Annotated in this window: 15 protein-coding genes; 3 read left to right on the plus strand and 12 right to left on the minus strand. The window is 66.1% G+C overall.

The genetic code is table 11. The features are described from left to right. Nucleotides 1-9: 9 nt before the first annotated feature. The 9 genes from B9Z03_RS27800 to B9Z03_RS27840 form a co-directional block, all read right to left on the minus strand. Nucleotides 10-1,128 (minus strand): branched-chain amino acid ABC transporter substrate-binding protein, encoded by a 1,119-nt coding sequence (locus B9Z03_RS27800; RefSeq protein WP_085467209.1) that lies wholly within the window; start codon nucleotides 1,126-1,128, stop codon nucleotides 10-12. Nucleotides 1,129-1,277: 149 nt separating this feature from the next. Further along, complete coding sequence (locus B9Z03_RS27805) at nucleotides 1,278-1,625, minus strand: DUF6867 family protein (RefSeq protein ID WP_085467210.1); 348 nt, start codon at nucleotides 1,623-1,625, stop codon at nucleotides 1,278-1,280. Between the two features lie 13 nt (nucleotides 1,626-1,638). Beyond that, nucleotides 1,639-2,367, minus strand: a complete 729-nt coding sequence (locus B9Z03_RS27810; protein ID WP_085467211.1) for an ABC transporter ATP-binding protein — start codon at nucleotides 2,365-2,367, stop codon at nucleotides 1,639-1,641. Then, nucleotides 2,367-4,019, minus strand: a complete 1,653-nt coding sequence (locus tag B9Z03_RS27815) for an ATP-binding cassette domain-containing protein (protein ID WP_085467212.1) — start codon at nucleotides 4,017-4,019, stop codon at nucleotides 2,367-2,369. Before B9Z03_RS27815 ends, B9Z03_RS27810 begins: the two co-directional genes overlap by 1 nt. Beyond that, nucleotides 4,019-5,428, minus strand: a complete 1,410-nt coding sequence (livM, locus tag B9Z03_RS27820) for a high-affinity branched-chain amino acid ABC transporter permease LivM (protein WP_085467213.1) — start codon at nucleotides 5,426-5,428, stop codon at nucleotides 4,019-4,021. Before livM ends, B9Z03_RS27815 begins: the two co-directional genes overlap by 1 nt. 4 nt (nucleotides 5,429-5,432) lie before the next feature. Continuing rightward, on the minus strand, nucleotides 5,433-6,335 hold the full coding sequence (locus B9Z03_RS27825) for a branched-chain amino acid ABC transporter permease (RefSeq protein ID WP_085467214.1): 903 nt from the start codon (nucleotides 6,333-6,335) through the stop codon (nucleotides 5,433-5,435). A gap of 297 nt (nucleotides 6,336-6,632) precedes the next feature. After that, nucleotides 6,633-7,634 (minus strand): 4-hydroxyproline epimerase, encoded by a 1,002-nt coding sequence (locus B9Z03_RS27830; protein WP_085467215.1) that lies wholly within the window; start codon nucleotides 7,632-7,634, stop codon nucleotides 6,633-6,635. Nucleotides 7,635-7,690: 56 nt separating this feature from the next. Next, nucleotides 7,691-8,950 carry an NAD(P)/FAD-dependent oxidoreductase gene (locus tag B9Z03_RS27835; RefSeq protein WP_085467216.1) on the minus strand — a complete coding sequence of 420 codons (1,260 nt, stop codon included), beginning with the start codon at nucleotides 8,948-8,950 and terminating at the stop codon, nucleotides 7,691-7,693. Between the two features lie 95 nt (nucleotides 8,951-9,045). Further along, nucleotides 9,046-9,936, minus strand: a complete 891-nt coding sequence (locus tag B9Z03_RS27840) for a fructose bisphosphate aldolase (protein ID WP_085467217.1) — start codon at nucleotides 9,934-9,936, stop codon at nucleotides 9,046-9,048. A 300-nt stretch (nucleotides 9,937-10,236) separates the two neighbouring features. On the opposite strand from B9Z03_RS27840, the gene B9Z03_RS27845 reads away from it, so the two are divergent. The 3 genes from B9Z03_RS27845 (at nucleotide 10,237) to B9Z03_RS27855 (ending at nucleotide 13,344) form a co-directional block, all read left to right on the plus strand. Next, complete coding sequence (locus B9Z03_RS27845; protein ID WP_085467218.1) at nucleotides 10,237-11,211, plus strand: Bug family tripartite tricarboxylate transporter substrate binding protein; 975 nt, start codon at nucleotides 10,237-10,239, stop codon at nucleotides 11,209-11,211. An 83-nt stretch (nucleotides 11,212-11,294) separates the two neighbouring features. After that, nucleotides 11,295-11,750, plus strand: coding sequence for a tripartite tricarboxylate transporter TctB family protein (locus B9Z03_RS27850; RefSeq protein ID WP_085467219.1), 456 nt, complete (start codon nucleotides 11,295-11,297; stop codon nucleotides 11,748-11,750). 91 nt (nucleotides 11,751-11,841) lie between these two features. Next, a complete protein-coding gene (locus B9Z03_RS27855) occupies nucleotides 11,842-13,344 on the plus strand; it encodes a tripartite tricarboxylate transporter permease (RefSeq protein WP_085467220.1) in 1,503 nt (500 codons plus the stop codon). 1 nt (nucleotide 13,345) lies between these two features. Here B9Z03_RS27855 and B9Z03_RS27860 read toward each other — a convergent pair whose 3' ends face one another. From B9Z03_RS27860 to B9Z03_RS27870, 3 genes are all read right to left on the minus strand, one after another. Next, nucleotides 13,346-14,542: a phosphoglycerate kinase gene (locus B9Z03_RS27860; RefSeq protein ID WP_085467900.1), complete on the minus strand. Its 1,197-nt coding sequence runs from the start codon at nucleotides 14,540-14,542 to the stop codon at nucleotides 13,346-13,348. A 195-nt stretch (nucleotides 14,543-14,737) separates the two neighbouring features. Continuing rightward, nucleotides 14,738-16,360 (minus strand): ankyrin repeat domain-containing protein, encoded by a 1,623-nt coding sequence (locus B9Z03_RS27865; protein WP_085467221.1) that lies wholly within the window; start codon nucleotides 16,358-16,360, stop codon nucleotides 14,738-14,740. Between the two features lie 175 nt (nucleotides 16,361-16,535). Then, nucleotides 16,536-18,377, minus strand: coding sequence for a potassium/proton antiporter (locus B9Z03_RS27870; protein WP_085467222.1), 1,842 nt, complete (start codon nucleotides 18,375-18,377; stop codon nucleotides 16,536-16,538). Nucleotides 18,378-18,432: the final 55 nt, after the last annotated feature.

Genomic DNA, 18,432 nt, shown 5'->3' on the forward strand with positions numbered 1-18,432 from the left:
TCAGAGAGCTTATTCGTTCTCGAAGTAGCTGTACTTGCCGTCGTCGCCCTTCTTCCAGGTGTACATCACGTAGTCCGGACGGGTGATGTCGCCCTTGGCGTCGAAGCCGAGTTCGCCGATCGCGGTCGCGAACGGGCCCTTGGCCTTGGCGGCTTCCGCGACCTTCATCGGGTCGAGGTCGCCGGCTGCCTTCGCCGCGCCTGCGATGACCTGCACGGCGGCGTAGGAGTAGAGCGTGTAGGCTTCCGGCTCGAAGCCCGCGGCGCGGAACTTCTCGACGATTTCCTTCGCGGCCGGGTTCTTGCGCGGATCCGGAGCGAACGTCATCAGGGTGCCGTCGACAGCGTCGCCAGCGATCGAGGCGAGCTCGTTCGACACGATGCCGTCGCCCGACATGAAGGCCGCCTTCAGGCCCTGGTCGGCCAGCTGGCGCATCATCAGGCCGGCTTCGGTGTGCAGGCCGCCGTAGTAGACCGCCGTCACGCCGGCTTCCTTCATCTTGGCGATCAGGGCCGAGAAGTCCTTGTCGCCGATGTTGATGCCTTCATACATGACTTCCGTCACGCCGGCGCCGTTGGCGGCTTTCTTGGTCTCGTCGGCGAGACCCTGACCATATGGCGTCTTGTCGTGGATGATGGCGACCTTGCCGTCCTTGAAGTTGGCGGCGATGTAGGCGCCCGCGACTGCACCCTGCTGGTCGTCACGGCCGCAGGTGCGGAACGTGTTCCACAGGCCCCGCTCGGTGAACTGCGGGTTGGTCGAGGCCGGCGTGATCTGCATGATGCCGTTCTCGGCATAGACTTCCGAGGCCGGGATCGAGACGCCCGAGTTGAAGTGGCCGACGACGAATTTCACACCGTCCGCGACGAACTTGTTCGCGACCGAAACACCCTGCGTCGGGTCGGAGACGTCGTCGCCGATGACGACCTTGATCTGCTCGCCATTGATGCCGCCGGCGGCGTTGATGTCGGCCGCGGCCTGCTCCGCGCCCTTCTGGAGCTGAGCGCCGAAGGCGGCGTTCGGACCGGTGATCGGACCGGCGACGCCGATCAGGATGTCGGCCCACGCGCTGCCGCTGAACGCGAGGACCGCGGTCACGGCGACGGCCGACAAGAGAGACTTCTTCATAGATACACTCCCGTTAAACGGGCGGGCCTGGATGATTGCTTTCATGCGATGCCCACCCAACTCGCAGAAAGGAAACTTTGCCCATTTTCAGGGACTTGTCACGCCGATTCCTGATGAAATCGGCCTGAATGGTGAATGTCTTCGCCGCCTCAGCTTTTATCCTTCCAGGACAGAAGTGAATCCCGCTCGTAGAGCCAGTGATACTGCGTGACCATCTGGTTGACCCGCGTGTAGCGGTAGCCGAGATAGCCGATCACCAGCAGGATGATCGTGTCGACGATGTAGAACTGGGCCGTGAACATCGTGCCGTCGAACAGCGCATGATGGATGAAGCGCACCGCGACGCCCAGCAGCAGCAGGAACGCAACGAGGCTGGACACCGGCCGCCAGGTCTGCGCGCAGGCCCGGCCCGTCATCCAGGCCGCACCGCCGCCCAGCACCAGCGTGACGAAGAAGAACTGCCAGATATTGGCTTCCTCGTAGAGAATGCCGTGCATCAGAATATCCTCCTCAGTGCCGCCCGCCTTCGAGATAGGCGGCGCGGACTTCCGGATTGGCGAGCAGGTCCTGGCCGGTCCCGCTCATGGTGATGTTGCCGTTGACCATGACATAGCCGCGCGTGGCGAGCCGGAGCGCGCCGAAGGCGTTCTGCTCGACCAGGAACACGGTCAGCCCCTGCTCCTGGTTGAGCAGGCGAATGGCGTCGAAGATCTGCTTCACGATCAGCGGCGCGAGGCCGAGCGAGGGCTCGTCGAGCAGCAGCAGCTTCGGCCGCGCCATCAGCGCGCGGCCGATGGAGAGCATCTGCTGTTCGCCGCCCGACAGCGTGCCGCCGCGCTGCTGAATGCGCTCCTTGAGACGCGGGAAGAGGGCGAAGACCTTCTCCGAATCCTCGGCGAAATGCGCGAGGTTGTCGAGGCTCGCCCCCATCTGCAGGTTTTCGAGCACGGTCATGCGCGGGAAGATGCGCCGCCCCTCCGGCGACTGCGCGATCCGCAGCCTGGCGATCTCATGGGTGGGCAGTTGCGTGATGTCGGTGCCGTTGAAGACGATGCGGCCCGATTTCGCCCGCGGCGCGCCGAAGATCGTCATCATCAGCGTCGACTTGCCGGCGCCGTTGGCACCGATCAGGGCAACGATCTCGCCCTGGTTGACCTCCATCGTCACGCCGTTGAGCGCGCGGATGTTGCCGTAATAGGTCTCGACGCCGTCGACGGAGAGAAGCGGTTGCGTCGCCATCAGCCGCGTCCTCCGGTCTTACCGGCCTTCGCCGGCTTGGCGCCCCTGGCGAAACGCCTGGCCTGGCCGACCCAGTCCTCGCGGGCGATGCGCCCGTCGAATTCGAGATAGGCCTCCGCCGCGACGATGTCCGCCTTCTTCCAGGCGGCGATCTGGGCGAAGGTGGTGATGCCGTGCTCGCCGAGCTTGCGCGCATTGACCGGGCCGATGCCCTTGATCAGCGTCAGGTCGTCGGGAGCGGCCGTTGCCGCGCTTGCCGGAGCGGGCTTCGGCCGCGCAGGTTTCGCGGCGGCAGGCGATTTGGCTGGAACCGTGGCCTTGGCCGCCGCCGGCTTCGGCGCTGGAACGGCCGCCTTGGCCACGGGCTTTGCCGATGCCTTGGCCGCGGGCGTCTCCGCTGGCTTCGCCTTGACGGTGGCCTTGGGCTTTACCGCCGGGGCCGACATCAGCGACACGGGCGCCTGATCGGTCGGCTTCGCACGAGACCGCGCGGGCTTCGGGGCCGCCGGCTGCGCTACCGCGGCGTCGGCCGCCGCCTCGGATTTGGCTTTGGGTGCTCTTGGAACCTTCGCCGGCTCCACGGCCGGCTTCGCCTTCGCGGCCGGCTTGGCCTTTGCGGAAGGAGCCTTGGCGCTTTCGGCGGACTTGACGCGATCGGCCTTCGACGCACCGGGCGCCACCTTGACCAGCCCCTCGCTGTGGTCGGCATGCTCGATCGTGTCGGAGACCGGCCCGGCCATCATCGATGACGACGGCGAAGGCCCCTGCTCGGGGTCGGGCGTGCCGTCGAACTGCTCGATGACATGCTCGTCGCCCACCTCGACCAGCACCGTCTCGACCTCCTGGTCGTCGATGCCGAGATAGGCGGCGATGACCTTCGGGTCGCTCTTCACGAAGGACGGGTCGCCGTCGGAGATCTTGCGTCCATATTCGAGCACGACGACGTGGTCGGAGATCTGCATGACCACCGACATGTCGTGCTCGATGAGCAGGATCGAGGTGCCGGTATTGTCCTTGATGTCGTTGAGCAGCGTGTTGAGCGCCAGCGACTCCTTGGGATTGAGGCCCGCCGCCGGCTCGTCGAGACAGAGCAGTTCCGGCCCCGTGCACATCGCGCGCGCGATCTCGAGACGCCGCTGCGCGCCATAGGGCAGGTCGCCGGCCGGATCGTCGGCGCGGTCGATCAGGTCGGCCTTTTCCAGCCAGTGCGCCGCGAGATCGCGCGATTCCGCCGATGCCCTGCGGTAGGCCGGCGCGCCGAACAGGCCGAGCACCGTGAAACCGGACGCCAGCATCAGCTTGTTGTGCTGGGCGACGAGCAGGTTCTCCAGCACGGTCATGCCGGAGAACAGGCGGATGTTCTGGAAGGTGCGCGCAACCTTCGCCTTTGCGGGAATCTGGAAGTCCGGCAGGCGTTCGAGCAGATAGGCGGTGCCGTCGCGCCGCTTCAGCGTGATCATGCCCTCGGACGGCTTGTAGAAACCGGTGATGCAATTGAACACGGTCGTCTTGCCGGCGCCGTTGGGGCCGATCAGCGCGGTGATCTCGCCGCGCCGCGCCTCGAAGGACAGGTCGCCCACCGCGACCAGTCCGCCGAACTTCATCGACAGGTGCTCGACCTTGAGAATGGGATCGGAAGCCACGATCGACATCAGCCGTGTCCCTCGCGCGTGAATGAACCGGACACGGATTTCCTCGCCTTCAGGAACGCGGTCGGCTCGCGGCTGCCGACGAAGCCGCGCGGCTTCCAGACCATCACGATGACCATCGCCATGCCGAACAGGAGCATGCGGTAGAGTTCGGGGGTGAAATCCTGCCCGAAGGCGAGCTTGAGGAACTGCATCTCGCGCAGGGCCTCCATGCCGCCGATCATCACGAGCGCGGCGACCGCGATGCCGACCAGCGAGCCCATGCCGCCGAGCACGACAATCGCCAGGATGATCGCGGATTGGAGGAAGACGAAGGATTCCGGGTTGATGAAGCCTTGCCGCGCCGCGAAGAAGGAGCCGGCGAAGCCGCCGAACATCGCGCCGATGGCGAACGCCGTCAGCTTGGTGTTCGTCGTGTTGATGCCAAGCGAGCGGCAGGCGATCTCGTCCTCGCGCAGCGCCTCCCAGGCGCGGCCGACGGGCATGCGCCTGAGCCGGACCGTGACGAAGGCGGTGATCAGCGCCAGGCACAGGATCAGATAGTAGAGGAAGATCTTGTAGTAGACGCCCGAGGTCGGCAGGTCGAACATCTTGCCGATGTAGAACGGCGACGAGACGTCGAAATTGAAGAAGCCGAAGAAGGTGATCTTCGGGATGCCGGAAATGCCCGCGGACCCGTTGGTCACCTCGCGCCAGTTGATCAGCACCAGGCGGATGATCTCGCCGAAGGCGAGCGTGACGATGGCGAGATAGTCGCCGCGCAGGCGCAGCACCGGGAAGCCGAGAAGCACGCCCCACAACGCCGCCATCGCGCCGGCGGCCGGCAGCAGGATCCAGAACGACAGGCCGAATTCCTTGCCGAGCAGCGCATAGGTATAGGCGCCGACCGCGTAGAAGGCGACGTAGCCGAGGTCGAGCAACCCGGCGAGCCCGATGACGATGTTCAGGCCCCAGGCGAGCATCACGTAGATCAGCACCTGGATGCCGAAATTGTCGACCCACTTCAGCGAGCCCTGCAGGCCGCTGGTCCACACCGCGAAGACCGGGAACAGGAACAGGAGGAGGATGCCGATCCAGGTGAAATTGCGGCGCAGGAAGCCGGGCTCGGCGGCGACGGCCGCCTTCTTGCCCGCCATGCGGCGGCGCTCGACCTCCGGCCATATGAAGGCCGAGAAGGCAAAGCGCCCGACCATCACGATGGCGACGACGATGGCGAGCAGGCTCCAGCGCTGCACGACGATCAGTTCGTTGCGGATGTTCTGGGTCGTTTCGAGCCCGACGATCAGCACGAACATGCCGAGCGCGATGAGGCCGGCATAGAAGGCCTCTCTCAGCGCGTCCGAGATGACGTTGGGCTGCGCGCCGGCCGCCCTGCTCGCGGCGGCGGTTACAGTCGTCTGCGATGTCGCCATGGCGCTAGACTTTCTCCACTTCCGGGCGGCCCATCAGGCCGGAGGGCAGGAAGATCAGCACGATCGCCAGGATCGAGAAGGCGGCGACGTCCTTGTAGTCGATCGAGAAATAGGCGGACCACAGGGACTCGATCGTGCCGATGAGCAGCCCGCCAAGCACCGCGCCCGGCAGCGAGCCGATGCCGCCGAGCACGGCCGCCGTGAACGCCTTCACGCCCGGCACGAAGCCGTCGGAGAAGGCGACGACGCCGTAATACATCAGGAACAGCGTGCCGGCGACGGCGGCGAGCGCGGCCCCCATGATGAAGGTGATCGAGATCGTCTTGTCCACGTCGACACCGAGCAGTGCCGCCATCTTGCGGTCCTGCTCGCAGGCGCGCTGCGCGCGGCCCAGCGGCGTCCTGTTGACGATGTACCAGAACACGGCGAGCAGCGTGACGGTGACCACCGCGATGACGATCTGCTTCAGCGAGATCGAGATGCCGCCGATGGTGTAGACCGAGGAGATCATCGGCGGGATCGGCTTGTTGCGCGGGCCCTGCGTGACCTGCACGAAGTTGGAGATGAAGATCGACATGCCGATCGCGGTGATCAGCGGCGCCAGCCGGAACGACCCGCGCAGCGGCCGGTAGGCGGCGCGCTCGATGGTCCAGTTCCACAGCGACGTGGTCAGCATGGCGACGATCATCATCACCAGGAGGAAGAACACCACGTGGATGGTTGTGAACATCGCGACCAGGATCAGGAAGACGATCATCGCGATAAACGCGCCGAGCATGAAGATGTCGCCATGGGCAAAGTTGATCATGCCGATAATGCCGTAGACCATCGTGTAGCCGATCGCGATCAGCCCGTAGATAGATCCCAGCGTCAGCCCGTTGATGAGCTGCTGGATAAAGTATTCCATCGTTTGTCGGCTCCCCTGGAATGTCGCCACCCCTGGCGCATTCCTTATGTGGTTCCCTTAAGTCGTAGCCGTACGATATCGGATTGCAATGTCAAAATGCGACATGCAGCCTGCCGGAGCGGCACTGCCTAAAATCGCGACATGGACGATCGACGACCTGGACCAAGCCGGACGCTAGCATTGGCCTACTGCGAAGTCTTCGACTTTCGGCGGAGACCGCGTCAGCCTTTCGTAGAATCCGTTACGGAAGCCCGGAAATCCGAGCTTTCCTGCGAGATCGCAGTGCTCTGCGGGGTCCTACTTCACCACGAAACCGTGCGCGTAGGGATCGCGGTCGTCGATGAAGATGGTGTTGTAGCCCGTGGTGCGGGCCCAGCCGCCAATCGATGGCACGATCGCCTTGCGGTTTGCGACAGTGGTTTCCTTTTCCACCCGGCCTTTGAACAACGAGCCGATGATGGACTCGTGCACGAAGCTCTCGCCCTCCTTGAGCAGGCCCTTGGCATGGCGCTGCGCCATGCGCGCCGAGGTGCCGGTGCCGCACGGGCTGCGATCGATCGCCTTGTCGCCGTAGAACACGGCATTGCGCGCATCGGCCCCGTCTACCGTCGGCGCGCCGGTCCACAGGATGTGCGACAGCCGGTTGATGCCGGGGTTTTCCGGATGCTCGAAGGTGTATTTGTCGTTCAGAGCCTTGCGCAGCACCGGGCTCCAGCCCACCAGCTCGCCGGCCGTATGGTCGGCGATGTCGCGGAAATTCTTCTGCGGTTCGACGATGGCGTAGAAATTGCCGCCATAGGCGACATCGACCACGATCTCGCCGAGGCCGGGCACCTCCGCCGACAGCCCCTCGGCATAAAGAAAAGACGGCACGTTGGTGATGCGCACCTCCTCGACATATTCGCCCTCCTGCCGGTATTCGGCGAGCACGAGGCCGGCCGGCGTGTCGAGGCGCAGCAGGCCCGGCGTCTTCGGCTTCACCAGCCCGTGCTCTATCGCCATCGTCACCGTGCCGATCGTCCCATGCCCGCACATCGGCAGGCAGCCGGAGGTCTCGATGAACAGGATCGCGATGTCGCAATCGGGACGGGTCGGCGGATAGAGGATCGAGCCCGACATCATGTCGTGCCCGCGCGGCTCGAACATCAGCCCGGTGCGGATCCAGTCGTATTCGGCGAGGAAATGCGCCCGCCGCTCCATCATGGTCGAGCCGTCGAGCAGCGGCCCTCCCCCGGCGACGAGACGCACCGGATTGCCGCAGGTATGGCCGTCGATGATGTGGAAGGAATGGCGGGACATCATGCGGCTCCTGTGGCGATGGCTAGGGGGGTGCCTAAGCGAACCATCGGTCGATCCTAGAACCTCTGCGGCGAAAACGGCGCCAGGTCTATCGCCGGTGCGTCCCCCGTCACAAGGTCGCGCATCAACCGCCCCGTGGCCGCCGCCTGCGTCAGGCCGAGATGGCCGTGGCCGAAGGCGTAGAAGACGTTTGGGGCCGAGCGCGACTTGCCCATGACCGGCAGCGAATCCGGCAGCGAGGGCCGATAGCCCATCCATTCGCGCCCGCCCTCTGTCTTGAGACCCGGCAGGAACGTCGCGGCCTTCGTGAGCATGGCTTTCGAGCGGGCATAATTGGGCGCACGCTGCAGGCCGGCGAACTCGACGGCCCCGCCGACACGCACGCCAGTCGACAACGGCGTGATGACGAAGCCATGACCGGCGAAGAACAGCTGGCGCTTCAGATCGAACGCCCCGACGGGCAGCGTCGTGTTGTAGCCACGCTCCGTCTCGAGCGGGATCGTGTCACCGAAACGCGACGCGAGCATGTGCGACCACGCGCCGGCGGCGATGATCAGGTGGCGGCCGGCAAGGACTCTGCCGTCTGTCAGCTTGATCCGCGCCGCGTCCCCCTCCGCGCCCACGGTGGCAACGACGCCGCGGACGAAGCGCGCGCCTTTGCTTTCCGCATAGGCCCAGATCGCCTTGCCCAGCAGCTTTGGATCGTCCACCGTTTTCCAGCCGGGCACGAAAGTACCCTTGACGAAGCGCGGGGAGAGGCCGGGCTGCAGCTCCGCCAGCGCCTTGCCCTCGACGTGGCGAAGCGCGATGCCATGCACCTCGCGCGCCGCCCAGCCTGGAAGCGATTCCTGGAACTCCCTTTCGCTTTCATACAGATCAAGCGAACCATCCTCGCGCAGCATCGCCCGTGTGCCGGACCGATCAAACAAACCCATCCACTCGGCCTCGGCGAGGCGCATCAGCGAGGCCTGCGCCGCGATCGCCGGCGTCGGGTCGGACTGCCCGGCGCGCCAGAAGCGCCACAGCCAGGGTGTCAAACGGGGCAGATAGGCGGGTGAAATGGAGAGCGGGCCAAGCGGGTCTGACAACCATCGCGGCAGCTTCTTCATCATGCCCTTGTGGGCCAGCGGCAAGATCTCGGCGAAGGCGAGCGCCGCGGCATTGCCCGAGCTCGTCTCCTCGCAGATGCCGGTGCGGTCGACGACCAGCACCCGCTTGCCGGCCTCGGCGAGGAACGCCGCCGCGCAGATGCCGACGATGCCCGCGCCGATCACGACGATGTCGGCGTCAGGGTCGGCGGGCTGGGCAGTGGGCATGGGCAGGGATCTATGAAGTAGTAAGGGGGCCGCGCGGCCCCCTTAGCATTGTTCGCCGATGCAAGGCGACGGGAAAATCAGCCGGCGGGCGCCCTTCAGCGCGCGCGGGAGGCTTCGAAGATGCTGTCGATCGCCGACGCCAGCACGGCGTTGAACTCGGCGTCGTTCTGCTTCGCCGAGAGGCCCTCGGTCAGGGCGCGCGAGAAGGACGCGATCACGCCGTCGTTTTCCATCAGCTTCTTGTTCGCCTCGTCGCGGGAATAGCCGCCCGACAGCGCCACCACGCGCATGACCTTCGGATGGTCGACCAGCGGCTTGTAGAGGTTCGCCTTCGTCGGCAGCGTCAGCTTGAGCATGACCTGCTGGCCGGCGGGAAGCTTGTCGAGATGCTTGAGGATCTCGGCGAGCAGGATCTCCTCGGCCTCCGCCTTGTCGGCAATCGAGATCGTCACCTCCGGCTCGATGATCGGCACCAGCCCATGCGACAGGACCTGCGCGCCAACCTCGAACTGCTGCGCGACGATCGCCGCGATGCCCTTCGGGTTGGCGGCGTCGACCACCGAACGTTCCTTGGTGCCGAAGATGCCCTTGGCGACAGCGCGCTTGAGCAGGGCGTCGAGTTCCGGCATCGGCTTCATCAGCTGGACGCCGTCAGCTGCCGGGGCGAGCCCCTTGTCGATCTTCAGGAACGGCACCACGCCGCGCTTCTCCCACAGATACTGCGCCGTCGGCGTGCCGTCGATGTCGCGGTCCATGGTCTGCTCGAACAGGATGGCGCCCATCACCTTGTCGCCGGTGAAGGCGGGCGACTTGATGATGCGCGCGCGCATCTGGTGGATGAGGTCGAACATCTCCGCTTCGTTCGACCAGGAACCTTCCTCGACGCCGTAGAGCCTGAGCGCCTTGGGCGTGGAGCCGCCCGACTGGTCGAGCGCCGCGATGAAACCGTCCTTGTTCGCGGCCTGCGCGGCCATTTTCTCGTTCATGCCATTCTCCCTGTGTCGACCGATTTCCGTGTGTTTGCGCGCGCTTAGCAGGTATTCATACAAGACGGAATGGTGCGCGGACGCCCTCAATCGATTGAAAGTGGCGGGCATCGCGAAGATGGTTGACGATCCCGCGTCTGGAGGCGGGACGGCCCGCGAAACCTCCCCGCCCAAGCGGAATTCCTTGGTCCAGGGCCAATTTCACGTTTCTGAATCAGCCCGCGGCGGGCAATGTTCTTTTGCCGCCTTCCGGATCGGCCGATAGAGACGACGGACCGAAAATCGATCTGGGAGGAATAGATGAAGGGTCTCAAGCTCTTTTTTGCGCTCGTGTCGCTGGCCCTGACGACGGGCCTCGCAAGGGCTGAGGACTGGCCGACGCGGCCGGTCACGTTCGTCGTGCCCTTCGCGGCCGGCGGCATCACCGACACCGTCGCGCGCCGCATGGCGACTGTCATGACCGAGAAGCTCGGCCAGCCCGTGGTAGTGGAGAACCGTCCGGGTGCGGGCGGCATCGTCGGCACCGAAAGCGTCGCCAACGCGAAGGCGGACGGCTACACGATCATCTATTCGTCGGGTGGACCGATGTCGATCCTGCCGCAGTTGCAGAAGGGCAAGCTGTCCTACGACCCGATCAAGGCCTTCATCCACATCCGCGGCGTCTCGTCGTCCAGCCAGATGATCGTGGCCAATCCGGCGACGCCCTACAACAACATCACCGAGCTGGTCGAATACGCCAAGGCCAATCCCGGCAAGGTGACCTTCGGCTCGCCCGGCATCGGCACCGCCCAGCACCTCGTCGGCGAACTGCTGAAGTCGGCCGCCGGCATCGACATGCTGCACATCCCGTACAAGGCCGGCTCGGCGCAGATGACCGACCTGATGGCGGGCGTGATCGACCTGTCCTTCGACTACGTCTCGGTGGTGAAGCCCTATGTCGACTCGGGCAAGATGAAGGTCATCGGCACGACCGCGCCCGAGCGCAACGTCGCCTATCCCGACGCGCAGACGGTGGTCGAGGCTGGCTTCCCCGGCGGCGTCAACGTCGCGTCGAGCTGGGTGTCCGCACCGGCCGGCATCGACCAGGCGATCGTCGACAAGCTGTCCGCCGTCGTCGAGGAGACGATGAAGGACCCCGGCATCGTCGAGTTCTTCAAGACGACCGGCCTGACGATCATCGGTGAAAAGGGTCCGGACGTGATGACCCAGTTCGTCATCGACGAGAACACCAAATACGGCAAGGTGATCGAGGAAGCCAAGATCGTCGCCCAGTAGCCGCGACCGGAGGTCGGGCACGAGATTGGTCGGCATTCCTGGCAGGGATGCCGACCTTCGCTTTTGAGAGCGGAGGAAACAGCATGCACATCCGCAACCGGCGCGCCTTCGTCTCCGGCGCGCTCTTCCTGATCGTCGCAATCGCCTACCTTTCCATAGGCTGGGACTACGACCCCGGCTCCGCGGCGCGCATGGGACCGGGCTACTTCCCGCGCATGCTGGGCAGCCTGCTCGTCCTTCTCGGCCTCGCCATCATGATCGGCGCCATCCGACCGGGCGCAACGGAGGAGGGCCTGGACGGCTGGGACCTGAAGTCGCTCGCCTGGATCACCGGCTCGATTCTGCTTTTCGCCTTCCTGCTCAATGCGGCCGGACTGGTCGTGGCGCTTGTCGGCCTGCTGTTCGTGGCGAGCCTCGCCAGCCGTGAATTCACCTGGCGCGGCGCGATCGTCACCGTGATCGCGCTGACCGCGCTCGCGGTTCTCGCTTTCTATTACGGGCTCGGACTCCAGTTCGACCTTCTCCCCTCGTTCGTCTAGGGCATTTCCAATGCCCTATCCCTTTGTTTTTACGCAATTCCGGACGCAAAACCGCAGCGCACTTTTGCTGGAATTGCTTTAGGAGGCCGCCGTGGAGCTTCTGTCCAATCTCGCGCTTGGCTTCTCCCATGCGCTGACGCTGACCAATCTCTCCTACGCCTTCATCGGCTGCCTGCTCGGCACGCTGATCGGCGTGCTGCCGGGCCTCGGGCCGCTGGCGACGATCTCGATGCTCCTGCCGCTCACCTATGTCCTGCCGCCGGATTCGGCGCTGATCATGCTGGCGGGCATCTACTACGGCGCACAATACGGCGGCTCGACCACCGCGATCGTCGTCAACCTGCCGGGTGAATCCTCCTCGGTCGTCACCGCGATCGACGGCCACCAGCTCGCCCGCCAGGGTCGCGCCGGCGTGGCGCTGTCGACGGCGGCCATCGGCTCGTTCTTCGCCGGCTGCGTCGCGACGCTGGCCATCGCCATGTTCGCCCCGATGCTGGCCGAAGTCGCCTTCGAGTTCGGTCCGAAGGAGTATTTCGCGCTGATGGTGCTGGGCCTGCTGCTCGCCACGGTGCTCTCAGACGGGCCGCTGCTGGAGAGCATCGCGATGGTCGTGCTGGGCGCCATGATCAGCCTGATCGGCACCGACGTGAACACCGGCGAGCAGCGCTTCACCTTCGGCATCTCGCAGCTCTTCGACGGCATCGACTTCGTGCCGCTGGCGATGGGCATCTTCGGCTTCGCCGAGATCGTGCGGAACCTGCACCCCAACGCCGAGGCGCGCTCGTTGCTCGCCTCGAAGATCACCAGCCTGTTCCCGACCCGCGAGGACTTCCGCAAGATGGCAGCACCCATCCTGCGTGGTTCGGCGCTGGGCACGATGCTGGGCGTGCTGCCCGGCGGCGGCGCGGCACTGGCCTCCTTCGCCTCTTACTCGCTGGAGAAGAAGGTGTCGCGCGAGCCTGAGACCTTCGGCAAGGGCGCGATCGCCGGCGTCGCCGGGCCGGAATCGGCCAACAATGCCGCGGCCCAGACCTCGTTCATCCCGCTGCTCACGCTCGGCCTGCCGTCGAACGCCGTAATGGCGCTGATCATCGCCGCGATGATGATCCACGACATCCAGCCCGGCCCGCGCGTCATGACGGCCGATCCCGGCCTGTTCTGGGGCCTCATCGCCTCGATGTGGGTCGGCAACCTGATGCTCGTCCTGCTCAACCTGCCGCTGGTCGGGCTGTGGGTGAAGCTTTTGACGATCCCGTATCGCTTCCTCTACCCGGCGATCCTGATGTTCTGCTGCATTGGCATCTTTTCGCTGAAGAACGACACGTTCGAGATCTACCAGGCCGCGCTGTTCTGCATCATCGGCTACGCCATCCTGCAGCTGAAGCTGCCGCCGGCGCCGCTGCTGATGGGCCTGGTGCTCGGGCCGCAGGTGGAGGAGAACTTCCGCCGAGCCATGCTTCTGGCGCGCGGCGACGCGACGGTGTTCTTCACCTCGCCGCTGTCGGCGAGCCTGCTCGGCATCGCCGTGGTGATGCTGGTGTTCATGGCGCTTCCCGCCATCCGCGCGCGGCGCAAGGAAGCGCTGCGGGAGTAGCCTACTTCTTCAGCGCCTCGACGCCCGGCAGCGCCTTGCCTTCCATCCATTCGAGGAAGGCGCCGCCGGCGGTGGAGATGTAGGTGAAGTCGTCGGCCACGCCGGCATGGTTGAGCGCGGCCACCGTGTCGCCGCCGCCCGCGACGGAGACCAGCTTGCCGGCCTTCGTGCGCGCGGCCGCGTGTTTCGCCGCGGCCACCGTCGCGGTGTCGAAGGGCTCGATCTCGAAGGCGCCGAGCGGGCCGTTCCAGACCAGCGTCGCGGCGCGGTCGATCCAGTCGGTCACCGCCTTCACGGTCTTCGGGCCCACGTCGAGGATCATCGCATCTGACGGCACGGCGGTGACATCGACCGTCTCGTTGGCCGCGCCCGCCTTGAACTCGCGCGCGACCACGCCGTCGGTCGGCAGCACGATGGCGCAGCCCGTGGCGGCCGCCTCGATCATGATCTGCTTGGCGGTGGCCGCGAGGTCGTGCTCGCACAGCGACTTGCCGACATCCTCGCCGCGCGCGGCGAGGAAGGTGTTGGCCATGCCGCCGCCGATGACGAGGGCATCGACCTTGGTGACGAGGTTCATCAGCAGGTCGATCTTGGTCGACACCTTGGCGCCGCCGACGATGGCGACGACCGGACGCACCGGATTGCCGAGCCCCTTCTCCAGCGCCGAAAGCTCCTCCTCCATCGTGCGGCCGGCGAAGGCCGGCAGGATCTTGGCGATGCCTTCGGTCGAGGCATGCGCGCGGTGCGCGGCCGAGAAGGCGTCGTTGACGTAGAGGTCGCCGTTTTCCGCCAGCTTCGCGGCGAAGTCCGGATCGTTCTTCTCCTCGCCCTTGTGGAAGCGGGTGTTCTCAAGCAGCAGGATGCCGCCGTCGGGCAGGGCCGCGATGGCGCTGGCCGCGGACGGCCCGATGCAGTCGTCTGCGAAGGCGACGGCCCGGCCCAGCACCGAGGCGGTTGCGGTCGCGATCGGCGCGAGCGACTGCGCCGGATCGGGCGCACCCTTCGGACGGCCGAAATGCGCCAGCAGCACCACCTTGGCGCCCTTGTCGGAGAGTTCGAGGATGGTCGGCGTGACGCGCTCGATACGGGTAGCGTCGCTCACCGCACCGTCCTGCACCGGCACATTGAGATCGACCCGCACCAGCACGCGCTTGCCCTTCACCGCGCCGATGTCGTCGAGAGTCCTGAAATCGGCCATGCCGTCCTCCATTGCCCGCCGGTCTCCACGCCGGCCAAATCGCGCCGGACCATACAGACGGCGAAGCCAAGCGCAAGAGACTGGCGACGGTTGGGGTTCGCTGTATCGATTTACCCCCACCCCTGCCCCTCCCCGCAAGGGGGAGGGGAACCTGCGGCGACACCAGCCGCCTCAGGAATCGACGAGTTCCATTGGCTATGTACGGCTCAACAGAAACTCCGCCACATCGTCCGAGAACCGCCTGCGCTTGCCGTCGATCACCACGTCGCCGGATCCTTCCGGGTCCGGCTCGCCGCGGGGCATGCCATGCGCGACGAGCGCCTCGGCGCAGCCGAGCCAGTCGCCGTCCGGCTCGGGCTCGTTGTTCGAGGCCCAGGAGAGCGTGCCGCAGACATTGTCGCCGAAGCCATGCTGCGAGCGCCAGTCCGCGCCCTGCTCCAACAGGAAACGAGCGAGCCCTGCGTCGCCGCGGAAGACGGCGAGATTGAGCGCCGACGCTCCCCAGTCGCCGCCCTTGACCTCGATCGGCCAGCCGACCCGGACCATGGCGCGGACTGCCGCGTCGCGGCCGTTCGCGGCGAGCTCGGGCAACATCTTCAGACGCGCCTCCGGCAGGGAAGCTGGCAGGTCTGGTCGCCCCGCCTGTATCCGCCGCGCCTCGTCCTCGTCGCCCGCCGCGCAGGCTGCGACGAAGCTCTCCTCCTCCGACAAGGGTTCCGCGCCGGTTTCTCGCCTCAACAGGTCTGCGACATCCGTCAGCCCGTAGCGCAACGCGAGGCCGTAGGCGCTGGTGTCGTCGCGCGAGCGAACGCGGGGATCGGCACCTGCCGCCAGCAAGGCTTCAACATGCGCGACCGAACGCCCGCGCCGGATCGCAAACAGCAACGGCAGGCTCCAGTCGATCGGCGGCTGTTCCCGCTTCCCGAAGTCGATCAGCACACGCAGGGATTCGAGATTGTCGAGATCGAACACCCGGTAGTTTGCATTGGTGCCCTCGATCCGCGCCCCGGCCGCCAGCAGAAGCCGCGTAACGTCGGGGCTTTCCAGCGAATGGTAGAGCGACTCGTTGTCGTTCGGATCCGCCCCCGCATCGAGCAGCAGCCGCGTCATCTGCGGATCGCGGTTCTGGCCGGCGGCGCCGTAGAGCGCGGAGAGGCGATGTTCCGTGGACGGTTCCGCCAGCGACGCGGGCGGCCAGCGGCTCCAGACCGACTGGTCGGGGTCTGCCCCGGCATCGAGCAGCAGCTTCGCGGCGGCATGCAGCCGGTCGCGGTACGCCGGCAGCCGCACGAGGCCGGAATGCGTGACCGCGACCAGCGGCGGCAGGTTCAGCTGTCCGCCGGGTCGGTTCACCCAGCCCGGATCCCGGTTCACTGCCGCGGCGATGGCCACCGTGTCGCCGATCGCGCAGGCGAGCCAGGGATCGCCCGCCGTCAGCTCCGGCTGATCCTCCAGCAGGCGGGCAGCGGCGGCGGGACTGGCGCGGCTCGTACCGCCGGCAATGTCGCCCGGATAGACGAGCCGCAGCCAGTTGAGCACCAGCGTGGCGCGGTCGGTGGAGAAGGCGCGCCGGGCGGCGACATACGTGCCGAGCTCCGTCCACGAAGCGAAGCCATATTCGCGCGCGATGCAGGATTGCGCATCGTGCAGGCGCAGGCCAAGGGCCGCGATGGCCGCGTCGTCCCTGCCGGCGGCGAGCGGCAGGGCATCACGGAAGCGTGCAAGCGCGTCGGGATCGTTGCGCCGGTAGCCGGACAGCAGATCCTTGGCCTGCTTCTTCAACTGGTCGAGATTGGGATGGTCGGGAAGACGTTTCATGGAACCTCCGTGCGTGAAACGCCGACGGTCCGCAAATCCGGCTGCACAAAGGTCTGGAAAGACGTCTCAGCGATGCAAGTGGGTTCAACCCTTCCCGCGGACCCGGGCGCGGCTTGCACCGCAACATCGATCATAGGGCGGCATCGGCGCCACGGTCAATGGCGAGACAGGCCGATCAGGACGCGGGAGGAGATGGCTCACCGGACGACGCCTTCACGCCCCGGCGCCGCAGGAACGCGGCAATCCGGTCCTTGATCTCACCAGCCGTAAGCAGCAGGGGCATCGAGGGCGCCAGCTCCTGCGGTTCCAGCGACAGGCCGACCGAATCGATCACACCCTTGTCGTCGGTGTCGCGCACGATCAGCTCGATCGGGCCGAGCAGGACCCGGTCGGCATATTCGGCATGGCCGCCAAGCCGCGCCAGCATCAGCTGCGCAATGGTGAGGTCGGCCTCTCCCTCACGCAGCTCCGCGCCATAGGCGGCGCTGATCTCGCTCGCCAGATGGTCGGGTTCGACGGTGAAGGCGCCGAAGAACTCCTCGTCGTCGGCTGCGAGCGACACCTTGGTGGCGAACAGCCGATCGAGCAGGCGCGGATACCGGTCGGAGACGAAGATGTAGACGAGGTCGTCGGCCAGCAGGCGTCCGGCGTCCTGCGGCTTGAGCGAACGGCCTTCGCGGATGACCAGCGAAGGCCGCGCCCAGCGCGGGATGCGTCCTCCGCGCGCGACCGGGCTGCCGGCTGCCACGCGATAGGCGAGCAGTTCATGGTGCGCCGAACCCGGCAGTTCCAGCTCGACCTTGTCGAGCGGGCCGCTGCGCGGCGGGATGATCAGTCCGAGCCGTCGCGCGACGGGACCGATCGTCCAGCCCTGAACCAGGAGCGAGACGAGCACGACGATGAAGGCGATGTTGAACAGCTCCCTGCCGTTCTCCAGCCCGCCGATGATCGGCGCGAGCGCCAGAAGGATGGAGACAGCGCCGCGCAAGCCGACCCAGGAGATGAACGCCGTCTCGGCCCGCGCGAAGCGGAAGGGCAACAGGCAGAGCGACACCGCGACGGGCCGCGCGATGAAAATGAGGAACAGCGACAGCGCGATCGCAACCGGCAGGATCGAGATGAACTGCGACGGGGTGGCGAAGAGACCGAGCACCAGGAACATGATGATCTGGGCAAGCCAGGAGATGCCGTCCTGGAAACGCTTGAGCGTCGCGGTGGAACGCATGCCCGAGTTTCCGGCGACGAGACCTGCCGTGTAGACCGCGACGAAGCCCGAGCCATGCACCGCGCCGGTGATGCCGAACAAAACCAGCGCAACCGTGATGACGAAGATCGGCAGCAGGCCGGGATCCAGCTTCAGCCGGTTTACGAACATCACGATGAGGCGGCCGCCAATCAGCCCGGCGAACACACCGACGCCCATCTCCCGCAGGAAGCCGAGCACGACTCCTATGGCGAGTTCGCCCGGCTGGACGGCCGCGCCTGCTGCGATCAGCTCGACGAACGCTATGGTCAGGAAGATTGCAATCGGATCGTTGGAACCGGACTCGATTTCCAGCGTGTTGCGCACGCGTTCGCGAATGTGGAGATTGCCGGCGCGCAGCAGGAAGAACACCGCCGCCGCGTCGGTGGAGGCCACGATTGAGCCGAGCAGGAAAGATTCCAGCCAGTTCAGGTCGGTGATGGCGAAGGCGAAGACGCCGAAAAGTCCGGCCGTCAGGATCACGCCGAGCGTGGCCAGCGAAAGTGCCGGCGGCGCGGCCAGCCTCAGCGACGACAGCGCCGTGCCGAAGCCGGAATCGAACAGGATCACCGCCAGCGCGATCGAGCCGATGAAATAGGAGGCTGCGGCGTTGTCGAACGGGATGCCGAGCCCATCCTGACCCGCAAGCAGGCCGATGCCGAGAAAGAGCAGCAGGAGGGGAGCGCCGAAGCGGAAGGCGATCAGGCTCGAGAACGCCGCGGCGAGCACCATCGCGGTGCCGATGAGCGTGACGAGATAGACCCCTTCGAACATCCCCGATCCCTTTCCCTCTCCTCCTCATGGGATAGTGCGGCGAAGAGAAGGCGCT

Source organism: Mesorhizobium australicum, from assembly GCF_900177325.1.
GTDB classification, from domain to species: domain Bacteria; phylum Pseudomonadota; class Alphaproteobacteria; order Rhizobiales; family Rhizobiaceae; genus Mesorhizobium_A; species Mesorhizobium_A australicum_A.